Raw genomic sequence first — 13,025 nt, 5'->3', positions numbered from 1 at the left:
GACCGTAGGAAGAGGTGGACGCATGAAGATTGATTACCATACCCATCACGCGCGCTGCGGCCATGCTGTAGGCTCTCTGGAAGAGTACGTCCGGCAGGGGATCGAGATCGGGCTGGATCAGCTCGGGTTGTCGGATCATATGCCGCTGCTGCATGTCGATCCGGCGACGTACTACCCCGAGATGGCGATGCCGATGGCGGAGCTGGACAGCTACGTGGAGGAGTGCTTCGCGCTGAAAGCCAAATACAGCGGCCAGATCGATGTGCGCGTCGGCCTCGAGGGCGACTATATCGAAGGCTGGGAGCCGCAGATCGAAGCGATCGTGAACCGGTATCCTTGGGACTACGTGATCGGCTCGGTTCATTTCCTGGGCGAGTGGGATATCACCGACTTCCGCCAGACGGCGGGCTGGCAAGGCAAGGATCCGCTGCAGGTGTATGAGCAGTATTATGATGCGGTACAGAAGGCGGCGGCGACGGGCTATTACGACTACATCGGCCATATCGATGTCATCAAGCGCTTCGGCTTCAAGCCGGCGGACGATGTCACGCTGCTGGAGAAAGCGGCGCTCGATGCGGTGAAACGCCATGATCTGGCGATCGAGCTCAACGCTTCGGGGCTGCGTACGCCGGCAGAGGAGATGTTCCCGTCCCGAAGGATGCTGGAGTACGCCCGGGAGATCGGCATCCCGCTGACGATCGGTTCGGACGCGCATCAGCCGGAGCGGCTGGGCCAATATCTGGATCAGGCGCGGGAACTGCTGCGGGAGCTTGGCTTTACGGAGCTTGCGACATTCCGCCAGCGGCAGCGGCAGATGATTCGCTTTTGAAAATTCGCCGATTGCATGTATAATAGACAGTGAACAAGATCACAGCCGCCTATAGTTGTTCATTAGGTTGCTTCTGAACGAGGATGACACACACACAGGCCGGTTACGGACAACCGTTTCACCAGCAAGAATAAATTGGTTCAAACGCTCAGGAGGGTATCATGTTTAGCGATAAGTTGCGTATTTTTTCTGGTTCTTCGAACCAGCAGCTGTCCGAAAGAATCTGCGCAGAGCTGGGGCAGTCGCTCGGCAAGATCAAGATCTCGCGCTTCAAAAGCGGCGAAATCTACATCCACTATGAAGAAACGATCCGGAACTGCGATGTCTTCATCGTGCAGTCGTTCTCCCATCCGATCAACGAGAACTTCGTCGAGCTGCTGGTGATGATCGATGCGGCCAAGCGGGCCTCGGCCCGGACGGTCAATATCATCGTGCCATACTACGGCTATGCGCGTCAGGAGCGCAAAGCAGCGCCGCGCGAGCCGATCTCGGCCAAGATGGTAGCGGACGTGCTGACGACGGTCGGCGCCGACCGGGTCATCACGATCGATCTGCACGCACCGGCGATCCAGGGCTTCTTCAACATCCCGGTGGACCATCTGACGGCGCTGGATATCCTGAGCGACTATCTCAAGGCCAAGGACATCAAGAATCCGGTCGTCGTGTCGCCGGATGCCGGACGGGCTTCCACTGCCGAGAAGCTGGCGAATTATCTGGATTCCCCGTTCGCCATCATGATCAAGAAACGGCCGGCGCACAATGAGTCGATCATCACCCACGTCATCGGCGATGTCGAAGGCCAGACGCCGATCATTATCGAGGATCTGATCGATACCGGCACCACGATCGTCAATGTCGTCGAAGGCTTGAAGGAACGCGGTGCAGAGGATATCTATGTGTGCGCGACACATCCGCTGTTCTCCGGCCCCGCGCTGCAGCGTCTGGACCATCCTCATATCAGAGAGGTGGTCGTCACGGATTCGATCGCATTGCCCGAAACCCGTTCCGACCGCTTCAAGGTGTTGTCGGTCGCACCGATGCTGGCCGAGGCCACTCGGATCATCATGCAGGGCGGTTCGATCAGCACTCTCTTCAAGAATGCCGGGATTTAGCATGGGACCCTCAAGGCAGCAAGCATACTATATGCTTGCTGTTTGCTGTGGCCGGATATGCGGCATCGCAGACTGCGCCGGCGCTGTGGGAGGCCCCGGCAATGCGTAGGTGTATTGCAGGGGGAAGCTATGGTATAATCGTACCAAATTCGATGTGCCGGGAGGTGTCTTGCAGGTGAAGGAGAAAAAACGGCTAGCTGCGGGCGGCCCTACAAAGGTGATTCCCATCCAGCTGGATGCGACCTTTTTTTTCGAACGGGCAGTACGGTCTCTGGATCGGTATCATTATGACAAGGCACTGAAGTATTTCCGGCGGGCGGTAGAGTACGAGCCGGACAATCCGGTGAACCATTGCAACATGGCGGGCATCCTCTCGGAGATGGGGCAATACGAGGAGTCCAACCAGATCCTAAGCCGCATCCTGACGGATCTGGAGCCGTCGATGACGGAGTGCCATTTCTATATGGCCAACAACTATGCCAACATGGAACGGTACGAGTCGGCAGAGGATGCGCTGGTGAAATACCTGGAGGAAGATGAGGAAGGCCAGTTTCTGGAAGAGGCCGAGGAGATGATGGAGCTGCTGCTCTATGAGCTGGAGCGTCCGCCGCGCCAGGCGGTCATCAAGTCCCGGGAGAGTCTGCAGGAGCATGATGAGGCGCGCAAGCTGCTCGAGGAGGGCAAGTTTGTCGAAGCGGTGCGGATGCTGGAGAAAATGGTCAAGAAACGTCCGGATTTCCTGGCTGCCCGCAATAACCTGGCCCTCGCGTATTACTACATGGGGATGTTCGATCAGGGCATGACCACGACGCTCGAAGTGCTGCAGATCGAGCCGGGCAACCTGCACGCGCTGTGCAATCTGGCGATCTTCCGCCAGCATGGGGAGCTCCATGAGGAGCTGGGGCCGCTCGTTGAACAGCTGCGCAAGACCTACCCGTTCCATCAGGAGCACGTGTTTAAGCTGGCGACTACGATGGGCATATTAGGAGAACACGAAGCGGCTTATCGTCATTTCCAGCGGCTGCTGAAGGACGTCGAGCTGCAGCAGGATCCGTGCCTGTACCATTACAGCGCGGTCGCGGCGGTCAATCTGGGACGCCATGATGAGGCGGGACGGATGTGGCGTCAGGCGGCCAAGCTTGATCCCGAGTCGAGGATCCCGCGTTATTATCTGGACCAGCTCGCGAGCATCCGGAGCGGCGAAGAGCCGGCGCCGTCGAGCTATCACTACCATCTGCCCTTCGAGGAGCAGTTCCGGCTGTGGGAGAAGTCGACGTCCGGCAGCCTGCCCGACCATATGAAGCGAGATCCGCTGGTGCGCTCCTCTTTCTTCTGGGCGCTGCGCCACGGGGACAGGCATACCAAGCTCCAGGTGATCCAAGCGCTGGGGATGATCGCTGATAGCGAGGTCAAGGATGCGCTGCGCGAGTTCCTGATGGAGCCGGAGGAAGAGGACTATCTGAAGCGGATCGCGATCTTCGTCCTGCGCACGATCGGCGTGCATGAAGCGCTGGATGCCGTGCTGGAGGGTCAGCAGACAACCGTCGACGCCAACCGCATGCCTTCGCGGCTGCCGGTGTGGATGCCCAAGTGGCAGGAAGTGCTGGAGACGGCGCTGGCGCGGATGAGCAAGCAGTACGATATGATCCAGCAGCATGATCTGCTGACGCTGTGGGTCGAATTCCTCTCCCGTCTTTATCCGGATGTGCCCAAGATCAACCGGGTCGAGGCATGGGCGGCGGCGCTGGAGTATCTGACGGCCAAGATGCACCGCCGGACGATCTCCTATCATGAGGTATCCCAGCGGTACGGGACATCGATCTCTACAGTGAGCAAGTACGCGCGCTGGATCGACGAGACATGCGAGATCAAGAAAAAAATGCAATCCATCTTCCCCGCATTTGACGAGCTCAAAGGGGATTAACGTCCAGGAGACGGATATAACGTCAGGAGGTCATCAGACATGTATAAATCAATCATTATCGGAACAGGCCCGGCGGGTCTGACGGCGGCGATCTACTTGGCGCGGGCCAACATGAAGCCGCTCATCATCGAGGGCCCGGAGCCTGGCGGCCAACTGACGACGACGACCGACGTGGAGAACTTCCCGGGCTTCCCCGACGGCATCATGGGCCCTGAGCTGATGGCCAACATGCGCAAGCAGGCTGAACGCTTCGGAGCCGAATTCAAGACCGGCTGGGTCAATAGCGTCGACACGTCGAAGCGGCCGTTCACGCTGCAGCTGGAAGGACATGGCGAGCTGCAGGCCGAGACGCTGATCATCTCGACGGGCGCGTCCGCCAAGTACATGGGCATCCCCGGCGAGCGCGACAATGTCGGCCGTGGCGTCAGCACCTGCGCGACCTGCGACGGCTTCTTCTTCCGCGAGAAGAAGATCATCGTCGTCGGCGGCGGCGACTCGGCGATGGAGGAAGCGAGCTTCCTCACCCGCTTCGCTTCCGAGGTCGTCCTCGTGCATCGCCGGGATGAGCTGCGTGCGTCGAAGATTATGCAGGATCGGGCTCGCGAGAATCCGAAGATCCGCTGGATGCTGAACCGGACGCCGATCGAGGTCGATGCCGGGCCGCTCGGCGTGACGGCGCTGAAGGTGCGCAACAATGAGACCGGCGAAGAAGAGCGGATCGAGACGAATGGGCTGTTCGTAGCGATCGGCCATACGCCGAACACCAAGTTCCTCGGCGGCCAGCTCGAGACGGACGAGACGGGATATCTCGTCGTCAAGCCGGGGACGACCGAGACCAGTATCCCGGGCATCTTCGCCTGCGGCGATGTTCAGGATCACAAGTACCGCCAGGCCATCACTGCAGCCGGCAGCGGCTGCATGGCCGCGCTCGACTGCGAGAAGTTCCTGGAAGGCAGCATGGTGCATGACTGGAGCCAGACGCTCTAAGAGGTTGCTCAAATAGTGATCCTCGGTGTTGAAAACCGGACTTTTTGAACACGCATTTTAACAGGATTGAAGGGGGGCGTATCCGTCGTAAACTTGGCGGGTAACCCCCTTCTTTTTATACTTAAACGCTTCGAAGCCAAGCCGCACTTGTAGGGTTATTTTATGGGCGGAGCGCAGAGGGGCTGTGTTCCTTGACCGGAAGGCTCCACTGGCTTATAGTGGGTACAGAAGCCTAATATAGTGGTTGTTTGGTGAACGCGATCTAATACTTATTAATTGAGGTGGCCTATTTCATGTCGGAGAAGATTTACGTGGGCGTCGATGTCGGCGGCACAACGATTAAGACCGGAATCTGCAATGCGGAAGGAACGCTGCTCGAAACCTATGAAGGACCGACGGGCGAAGGCTCGGAAGCGATCCTGAACAATATGGCCGCCTACGCGCGGCACATCGTCGAGCAATCGACGCACAGCTGGGATGATGTGCAGGGCGTCGGCGTGGGCATCGCCGGATTCCTGGATATCCCGGCGGGGATCGTCACGTTCTCGGCCAATCTGGACCTGCGCGATGTCCACGTCAAGACGATCATGCAGGAGAAGCTGGGCAAGCTGGTCGAGATCAACAATGATGCCAATGTGGCGGCACTGGGCGAGGCCTGGTCGGGTGCCGGCAAGGGCATCCCGAATGTGGTCTGCTACACGCTGGGCACAGGCGTCGGCGGCGGCATCATCATCGGCGGCCGGATCGTCGAGGGTTTTGCGGGTATGGCCGGCGAACTGGGGCATATCAACATCGTCCCTGACCTGGAAGCGATCCAGTGCGGCTGCGGCAAGCTGGGCTGTCTGGAGACCGTCTCGTCGGCGACCGGCATCATCCGCATGGCCAAGGATGCAGTAGCGCGGGGCGACCGGACGTCACTGAGCAGCGTCGAGCATATCATGGCCAAGGATGTCGTAGACGCAGCCAAGGCCGGCGACGAGGTCGCGATCCGTATCGTGGCTCGCGCCGCTTATTACTTGGGCAAGTCCATGGCCACGCTAGCTGTCGTACTGAACCCGCAGCGGTTCATCATCGGCGGCGGCGTCTCCAAGTCCGGGGAATTCCTGTTCGAGCAGATGCGCGAAGTGTTCGCCAAGCTTACGCCGGACAAGGCGCAGGAGGGTGTAGAGATCGTCCCTGCGATACTGGGCAACAATGCCGGCGTCGTCGGCGCGGCAGGCCTAATCGCAAGGTAATGCTGCGGACCTGCGGCCAGGAGGGCCGCGCCCGCATGGGCAGGAGGAATGTACAATGACTGGAGAAGGCATGGCCACACTGCTGATCATCACAGGCATGTCCGGCGCAGGCAAGACGATCGCGGTCCAGAGTCTGGAGGATCTCGGGTTCTTCTGTGTCGATAATCTGCCCCCGGTGCTGATCCCGAAGTTCGCTGAGCTGATCGAGTCATCGAAGGGCAAGATCGGCAAGGTTGCGCTGGTCATCGACCTGCGCGGCCGGGAGTTCTTCACCGCGCTGTCCGAATCGCTGAACTATATCAAGGACCATTACACGATCGGTTATGAGATCCTGTTCCTGGATGCGACCGACAGCGTGCTGGTCCAGCGCTACAAGGAAAGCCGCCGCCGCCATCCGCTGGCAGAGGGCGGGCTGCCTCTGGAGGGCATCCGCCACGAGCGGCGGCTGCTGGAGGATCTCAAGGGCTGGGCGACTCAGGTGATCGACACGAGCAATCTCAAGCCTGCCCAGCTCAAGGAACGGATCGTCTCACGCTTTACCAACCACGATCAGCCCGGCATCGCCATCAACGTGACGTCCTTCGGCTTCAAGTACGGCGTACCGATCGATGCCGATCTGATCTTTGATGTGCGTTTCCTGCCCAACCCGCACTATGTGGAGCATCTCAGACCCAATACCGGTCAGCATTCCGAAGTGTATGACTATGTGATGAAGTGGCCGGAGACGCAGACCTTCCTGGGCAAGCTGCTGGATATGCTGAATTACCTGATCCCGCTCTACAGCAAGGAAGGCAAGAGTCAGATCGTCATCGGCATCGGCTGCACCGGGGGCAAGCACCGCTCGGTGGCGATTGCCGAATATCTGGGGCGGATGCTCGGCACCAGCGAGACCGAGACGGTGCGGGTAAGCCATCGCGACGCGGAACGGGACCGACACTAACAGCTAACGAGGTGAAGCGATGGCACCGCAATCGAAGCCCAAGCCCAAGGCACGGATCGTCGTGATCGGCGGCGGCACCGGACTGTCCGTGATGCTGCGGGGGCTTAAGGAAAAACCGCTTGATATCACCGCCATCGTGACGGTTGCGGATGACGGAGGCAGCTCCGGCAGACTTCGTCAGGAGCTGCAGATCCCGCCGCCTGGCGATATCCGCAACGTGCTGAGCGCGCTCGCCGATGTCGAGCCGCTGCTCGAAGAGATGCTCAACTACCGGTTTCATAACGGCGCCGGATTGGCCGGGCATTCTTTGGGCAACCTGATGTTGGCGGCCCTCACGGAGATCTCCGGCGATTTCGTCTCCGGGATCCGGGAGCTGAGCCGCGTGCTGGCTGTCCGAGGCAGGGTGCTGCCGGCGGCCGATCAGGCGATCGTGCTGCGTGCTGAGATGGCTGACGGTACATATGTAACCGGCGAATCATCGATTACCAAAGCCAACAAACGAATCAAACGGATCTTCATCGACCCGCCGGATGTCGAGCCGCTGGAGGATGCCGTGACGGCGCTGCAGGAGGCGGATGCGATCCTGGTCGGACCGGGCAGCCTCTATACGAGTATCCTGCCCAATCTGCTGGTGCCGAGGCTCGCTCAGACCATCGAGGAGTCGGAGGCGATCAAGCTGTTCGTCTGCAATGTGATGACGCAGCCTGGCGAGACCGACGGTTATAGCGTGAGCGACCACTTGAACGCGGTACGCGATCATGTCGGCCATCATTTGTTCGACTATGTCCTCGTCAACAACAGCGACATTCCGCAGGATGTCCAGCTGCGGTACGCCGAGCAGGGCGCCAAGCCGGTGAAGCTGGATCTGGAAGAGGTGCGGCGCGAAGGCTACAAGGTGATCGCCGACCGGCTCGTCTATTTTCATACCTATCTGCGTCACGATGCAGTCAGACTTAGTCATCATATCCATCAGCTCGTCGAAGATTGGATGTTACGAAAGAGGTGAGGACCTTGTCCTTTGCGGCTCAAACAAAAAAAGAACTGACCATGGTGGAAACCGACGCCTGCTGCGAAAGAGCTGAGCTGTCCGCACTCATCCGGATGAATGGGTCGGTCAATGTGGCTAACCGCAAGGTGATCCTCGATGTCTCCACCGAGAATGCCGCAATCGCAAGGCGGATCTATACGCTGATCAAAAAGCTGTTTGCCGTGCATACAGAGCTTCTGGTGCGCAAGAAGATGCGGCTGAAGAAGAACAACGTCTACATCGTCCGGGTGCCGCTGCGGGCGCAGGAGATCCTCCAGGAGCTGCGGATCGTCTCCGAGGGCTTCATGTTCAATCAGGGCATCGACAAGGATATGATCCGCAAGTCGTGCTGCAAGCGATCCTATCTGCGGGGGGCGTTCCTGGCCGGCGGCTCGGTCAACAATCCCGAGGGCTCGTCCTATCATTTGGAGATCGCCTGCATGTACGAGGAGCACTGCAAGGCCATGGTGCAGCTCGCCAACCGGTTCAGTCTGAATGCGCGCTGCATCGAGCGCAAGAAGGGCTTCATCTTCTATATCAAGGAAGGCGAGAAGATCATCGAGCTGCTCAATATGATCGGCGCCCATCAGGCGCTGTTCAAGTTCGAGGACGTGCGGATCATGCGGGATATGCGCAACTCCGTCAACCGCATCGTCAATTGCGAGACCGCCAACCTGAACAAGACGATCGGCGCCGCAGTCCGGCAGATCGACAACATCCGGCTGATCGAACGCGAGATGGGACTGGACACCCTCCCGGAGAAGCTGCAGGAGGTCGCCCGGATCCGTCTGCAGCACCCGGATATCAACCTCAAAGAGGTCGGGGACCTGCTGAAGGGCAAAGTGAGCAAATCGGGGGTTAATCACCGTCTGCGGAAGCTCGATGAGCTTGCAGAAAAAATAAGAAACGGCTAAACTTTTCAACCTAGTGCGATCAGTGTTATAATGCTATAATAGTGTGTAAAAGGCTTGGTATCAGGCGCGAGGCAATAACCAACAATGCCAATTAATCAATCAGGATTGTAATATGTTATAGGGGGTATGGTTTTAATGACAAGGCATCCGGTGGTCGTTCGATTGAAGACAGGTCTCCATGCTAGACCGGCAGCACTTTTCGTGCAGGAAGCGAACAAGTTCTCTTCGGAAGTATTTGTGGAGAAAGACGATAAAAAAGTGAATGCCAAATCCATCATGGGGATTATGAGCTTAGCGATCAGCTCGGGTACCGAAGTTCACATTAGTGCAGAAGGTTCGGACGCAGAACAAGCTGTAACCGCTTTAGTCTCACTTGTGAGCAAGGAAGAGCTGGAGAACCAATAGGCGGCCCTGTAGAGCTGCCGTCAGGCATAGCGTGAAGGGCTCCCTTGAGGGGCTTTTTTGCAGTTTATATGAGCTGTGAGGCTCCTCTCATGCGATGTGTATGAGGCGGGGGCTGATGCAGGAGGCATGCTCCAAACTGCCGCATGAGCGGGGGGATGAGGCATGCCTCTTTGGGCGTGAAACGAAAATTTGGCTTGGAAGGCCAGCGACCGATGGGGGTCAGACGGGTCGGCGGCATGGGAGGCTGGCGCGATGTGTCTACATGCTATGGGGGCCGCGAGAGCATGGTGGCGTGATAGGCGGGGAACGACAGAAGACCGCACCCCGGCGGGGTGCGGTCTTCTCCGAGCGCTTGGACAGACAGCGTCTCGATCAGCGCTGCTGAAGTTCCTGGCGAAGGATGCCTCGTTGATCCAGCGCATGCTCGATCAGACGGATGAAGTCGTCGGACAGACGCATGGCCTTGGCTTCACGGTAAACTTCCAGCAGATGCTTGTCATTCAGCGGCTTCAGGAGCATGGTCTTGTCCTTGAATCCGGCTGAAGTCAGGCTTTCTGAACGATCCGATCTGCGGCGCATCGAAGCCTCAGCTGGTGCAGCTGCAGCTTGCGACGCATACGGGTGACTGGACTTTATAAAGTTGCGCATCGTAAGAAAGGGGTTCGACATTCTCATGAAAATGCACTCCATTAATTGGTTTCAAAAACAAGCCTAGAGTTGTATGATTATGGGAGGTTTGCTTGTTAAACATCTTACCATGAAATGGATAGTGCGTCTTCCGCAATTCAGAGGATTGAATTTTTCTTGACATATCGAGAGGAGTGTGGTATGTGAATTCGAGGAGACACCAGCCCCGCATCGGGTACGGGGCTGGCGGAAACTTGCTGACTTAGCGGCAGCTTAGATTTTCTCGATGACTTTATCGACGAGACCGTACTTCTGAGCTTCTTCGGCGCTCATGAAGTAGTCGCGGTCGGTGTCCTTCTCGATCCGCTCCAGCGGCTGACCGGTACGTTCGGCAAGGATGTGGTTAAGCTTGTCGCGCATCTTCAGGATGCGCTTGGCGCGAATCTCGATATCGCTGGCTTGGCCTTCGGCTCCGCCGAGCGGCTGATGGATCATCACTTCGCTGTTCGGGAGCGCATAACGTTTGCCTTTGGCGCCGGCAGCAAGCAGGAAGGCGCCCATGGAAGCGGCCATACCTACACAGATCGTGGATACGTCCGGCTTGATGTATTGCATCGTATCAAAGATAGCCATCCCCGCTGTGATCGATCCACCCGGAGAGTTGATGTACAAGCTGATATCCTTCTCCGGATCGTCGGCGGCCAGGAACAGCATCTGGGCGATGATGGAGTTGGCGACGACATCATTTACACCGCTGCCGAGGAAGATGATGCGATCCTTCAACAGGCGGGAATAGATATCATAGGCGCGTTCCCCGCGATTGCTCTGCTCAATAACCATAGGTACGAAATTCATTTCCAATCGAGCTCCCTCCAAACGTATAGTGGTCAAAATGACTTGATAGTCTTATCATAATTCATCCTTAAACAAAAGTCAAAGATAGTCAAACACCGGATAAAAAAAAGCGACCTTGCGGTCTTAGTCATTAGTATGGCTAGTAAGTAAATGGCGCGCCCGCGAGGAATCGAACCTCGATCTCAGGCTCCGGAGGCCTACGTCATATCCATTGGACCACGGGCGCATAGCAGCAAATCTGCCCTCCACGGATGGAGGATAGCGAGATTTATTATATGGGATATCAGAGTAAAAAGCAAGGGCATCGCTGAAATAAGATTATTCAGACAAGTCGGCGCTGGTACATTATGCCGGGACGGCGACTGATGAATAATAGGGAGGATCAGACTGTTGAAAAATAAAGCCTCAAGGTAACGGATCGTTCTTCCGATCGCTGTTGTTCCCAGATTTCTTGAATTTTGGACCCCTTTTAAGGGGGGAAATCCGGGAACAAAGGCGAACGCTACGCTTCTCCAGAATCGATTCCGTACCCATCGGCGCTTTTTCAACAGTCTGGAGGATGCGATTAGCTTCATTATACAATCCGGCTACGTTGAACGGACACAGCAGCGTCTAATTCAAACAAAGCTTTGAATATGCGGGAGGTGCGGACAGGCGATCCGCTATTTGTCAGATGAACAGGCCAAATGGGCGTCAACAAGCCAGTTAACGGATCGTCTGTCCGCATGAGTGCCGTAAAAGTAGTTAAAGGCTTGAATATGGTCTACTGTGTCCGCAAGCAGGTCAAGCAGGAGTCATCGCCAGTCAGTGGGGCATGGTAGACGGAGTGTCAGTAAAGCAGCCCGCATCAAAGGCAACAATAAGAATCTGTTAATATTGGGCGGGCAAGTGTGGAAGCCTGATAACATCATGATGTCAAGTCTTGCAAGCGGCGGGAATATTCGATACAATAAAGGTGGGACTAAAAACGATATACCGGGACAAAAAACGTCCAACCGGAGGCGCCGGCCAGGAGAATACCGGCGCAGCCAGAACCGGAGCCACAGGAGTGAATGCAAGATGCGCAGAATCATCGAATTGCAGCAGCAGCTTCTGCCGGACATGTTGGATATCTTCCGCAAACGATACTCCATCCTCCAGCAGGTGAAGCAATCCCATACGATCGGCCGCCGGGCATTGGCGGGCTCGCTCCAGATGAGCGAGCGGACGATGCGGGCCGAGATCGATGAGCTGAAGGCGCTCGGACTGCTCGATGTGCAGTCCTCGGGCGTGAGGATCAGCGAGTCGGGGCGCCGCCTGGTGGAGGAGATCGAGCCGATCGTCAGCGAGCTGTTCGGGCTCTCGGAGGCGGAGGAGCGGATCCGCCAGTACTTCGGCTTGCGGCAGGTGACGATCGTCCCGGGCGACTCGGACACCTCCGAGCAGGCCAAGCGCGAGCTGGGCCGGGCCGGCTGCCAGGCGATGCTGAAGTATATGCAGGCTGGCGACGTGATCGCCGTCACCGGCGGATCGACGATGGCCCAGGTGGCCAATCAGCTCGTCTCGCCGACACTGCTGCGGGGCATCCGCTTCGTGCCGGCACGGGGCGGTCTGGGCGAGAGCCTGGACTACCAGGCCAATACGATCGTCTCGACGATGGCCAAGCGCACCGGCGCACAGTACCGGCTGCTCCACGTGCCGGATCATCTGAGCGACGACGCGTATACGTCCCTCATGCAGGAGCCCAACATCCGTGAGATCGTCGAGGTCGTCCGCAGCGCGAGGATGGTCGTGCACGGCATCGGCGACGCGATGGTGATGGCCCGCCGCCGCCGGGTGGACGAAGCGGTCACCGCAGCGATGCGGGAGGAGGGCGCGCTCGCCGAGGCGTTCGGTTTCTACTTCGACCGGCGGGGGCAGGTCGTCCACCGGATGAAGACAGCCGGACTGCGGCTGGAGGACATCCAGTCGACCGAGGTCGTCATCGGGATCGCCGGCGGACGGAGCAAGGGCGAGGCGATCGCTGCCGTGATGCATTTTGGCCATGACGATGTGCTGGTCACTGATGAAGCGGCGGCGGAGGAGATCATCCGCCATATGGAGACGGATGGCCAGCCGAAGTGATCAAAAGCGATCTTTTTGAACACCCTCTATTAAGGGTAAAGATGAAGATATCATGATGCACACGGCT

Annotated in this window: 13 protein-coding genes and 1 tRNA gene; 11 read left to right on the top strand and 3 right to left on the bottom strand. The window is 57.8% G+C overall.

Annotation, left to right across the window (positions count from 1 at the left end; all coding sequences use genetic code 11):
* Window positions 1-22: 22 nt before the first annotated feature.
* The 10 genes from hisJ (at window position 23) to ABC336_RS12715 (ending at window position 9,669) form a co-directional block, all read left to right on the top strand.
* Window positions 23-829, top strand: coding sequence for a histidinol-phosphatase HisJ (gene hisJ / locus ABC336_RS12760; protein WP_413239005.1), 807 nt, complete (start codon window positions 23-25; stop codon window positions 827-829).
* A gap of 161 nt (window positions 830-990) precedes the next feature.
* A complete protein-coding gene (locus tag ABC336_RS12755; protein WP_413239004.1) occupies window positions 991-1,941 on the top strand; it encodes a ribose-phosphate diphosphokinase in 951 nt (316 codons plus the stop codon).
* 175 nt (window positions 1,942-2,116) lie between these two features.
* Window positions 2,117-3,865 (top strand): tetratricopeptide repeat protein, encoded by a 1,749-nt coding sequence (locus ABC336_RS12750; RefSeq protein WP_413239003.1) that lies wholly within the window; start codon window positions 2,117-2,119, stop codon window positions 3,863-3,865.
* A 39-nt stretch (window positions 3,866-3,904) separates the two neighbouring features.
* On the top strand, window positions 3,905-4,852 hold the full coding sequence (gene trxB / locus ABC336_RS12745; RefSeq protein WP_413239002.1) for a thioredoxin-disulfide reductase: 948 nt from the start codon (window positions 3,905-3,907) through the stop codon (window positions 4,850-4,852).
* 293 nt (window positions 4,853-5,145) lie between these two features.
* Window positions 5,146-6,087, top strand: a complete 942-nt coding sequence (locus ABC336_RS12740) for an ROK family glucokinase (RefSeq protein ID WP_413239001.1) — start codon at window positions 5,146-5,148, stop codon at window positions 6,085-6,087.
* A 55-nt stretch (window positions 6,088-6,142) separates the two neighbouring features.
* The gene (gene rapZ, locus ABC336_RS12735; RefSeq protein WP_413239000.1) at window positions 6,143-7,027 is read left to right on the top strand and encodes an RNase adapter RapZ; all 885 of its coding nucleotides are present in this window, start codon (window positions 6,143-6,145) and stop codon (window positions 7,025-7,027) included.
* A gap of 19 nt (window positions 7,028-7,046) precedes the next feature.
* A complete protein-coding gene (locus ABC336_RS12730) occupies window positions 7,047-8,033 on the top strand; it encodes a gluconeogenesis factor YvcK family protein (protein WP_413238999.1) in 987 nt (328 codons plus the stop codon).
* A gap of 5 nt (window positions 8,034-8,038) precedes the next feature.
* Window positions 8,039-8,968: a DNA-binding protein WhiA gene (gene whiA, locus ABC336_RS12725; protein ID WP_413238998.1), complete on the top strand. Its 930-nt coding sequence runs from the start codon at window positions 8,039-8,041 to the stop codon at window positions 8,966-8,968.
* A gap of 135 nt (window positions 8,969-9,103) precedes the next feature.
* A complete protein-coding gene (locus ABC336_RS12720) occupies window positions 9,104-9,373 on the top strand; it encodes an HPr family phosphocarrier protein (protein ID WP_413238997.1) in 270 nt (89 codons plus the stop codon).
* A 170-nt stretch (window positions 9,374-9,543) separates the two neighbouring features.
* Window positions 9,544-9,669 carry a hypothetical protein gene (locus tag ABC336_RS12715; protein ID WP_413238996.1) on the top strand — a complete coding sequence of 42 codons (126 nt, stop codon included), beginning with the start codon at window positions 9,544-9,546 and terminating at the stop codon, window positions 9,667-9,669.
* 76 nt (window positions 9,670-9,745) lie between these two features.
* On the opposite strand, the gene sda is transcribed toward ABC336_RS12715, so the two are convergent.
* The 3 genes from sda to ABC336_RS12700 all read right to left on the bottom strand — a co-directional run bounded on the left by sda (window position 9,746) and on the right by ABC336_RS12700 (window position 11,081).
* Complete coding sequence (gene sda, locus ABC336_RS12710; protein WP_413238995.1) at window positions 9,746-10,048, bottom strand: sporulation histidine kinase inhibitor Sda; 303 nt, start codon at window positions 10,046-10,048, stop codon at window positions 9,746-9,748.
* 225 nt (window positions 10,049-10,273) lie between these two features.
* Window positions 10,274-10,855 carry an ATP-dependent Clp endopeptidase proteolytic subunit ClpP gene (clpP, locus tag ABC336_RS12705; RefSeq protein ID WP_413238994.1) on the bottom strand — a complete coding sequence of 194 codons (582 nt, stop codon included), beginning with the start codon at window positions 10,853-10,855 and terminating at the stop codon, window positions 10,274-10,276.
* Between the two features lie 151 nt (window positions 10,856-11,006).
* Window positions 11,007-11,081 (bottom strand) — tRNA-Arg (locus ABC336_RS12700).
* 833 nt (window positions 11,082-11,914) lie between these two features.
* On the opposite strand from ABC336_RS12700, the gene ABC336_RS12695 reads away from it, so the two are divergent.
* Entirely contained in the window at window positions 11,915-12,958 is a 1,044-nt protein-coding gene (locus ABC336_RS12695; RefSeq protein ID WP_413238993.1) for a sugar-binding transcriptional regulator, read from the top strand.
* The last annotated feature ends 67 nt before the right edge of the window (window positions 12,959-13,025 follow it).

The organism is Paenibacillus jepli (assembly GCF_047238105.1).
GTDB lineage: Bacteria > Bacillota > Bacilli > Paenibacillales > Paenibacillaceae > Paenibacillus_D.
Note: the sequence above shows the minus strand (reverse complement) of the source record. Positions and strands in the feature narration are given on the sequence as shown.

Excerpts from the sequence above, each read along its gene's own strand:
- hisJ (WP_413239005.1), top strand. The coding sequence starts at position 23 with ATGAAGATTGATTACCATACCCATCACGCGCGCTGCGGCCATGCTGTA.
- ABC336_RS12755 (WP_413239004.1), top strand. The coding sequence starts at position 991 with ATGTTTAGCGATAAGTTGCGTATTTTTTCTGGTTCTTCGAACCAGCAG.
- trxB (WP_413239002.1), top strand. The coding sequence starts at position 3,905 with ATGTATAAATCAATCATTATCGGAACAGGCCCGGCGGGTCTGACGGCG.
- ABC336_RS12740 (WP_413239001.1), top strand. The coding sequence starts at position 5,146 with ATGTCGGAGAAGATTTACGTGGGCGTCGATGTCGGCGGCACAACGATT.
- rapZ (WP_413239000.1), top strand. The coding sequence starts at position 6,143 with ATGACTGGAGAAGGCATGGCCACACTGCTGATCATCACAGGCATGTCC.
- ABC336_RS12730 (WP_413238999.1), top strand. The coding sequence starts at position 7,047 with ATGGCACCGCAATCGAAGCCCAAGCCCAAGGCACGGATCGTCGTGATC.
- ABC336_RS12720 (WP_413238997.1), top strand. The coding sequence starts at position 9,104 with ATGACAAGGCATCCGGTGGTCGTTCGATTGAAGACAGGTCTCCATGCT.
- sda (WP_413238995.1), bottom strand. The coding sequence starts at position 10,048 with ATGAGAATGTCGAACCCCTTTCTTACGATGCGCAACTTTATAAAGTCC.
- clpP (WP_413238994.1), bottom strand. The coding sequence starts at position 10,855 with ATGAATTTCGTACCTATGGTTATTGAGCAGAGCAATCGCGGGGAACGC.
- ABC336_RS12695 (WP_413238993.1), top strand. The coding sequence starts at position 11,915 with ATGCGCAGAATCATCGAATTGCAGCAGCAGCTTCTGCCGGACATGTTG.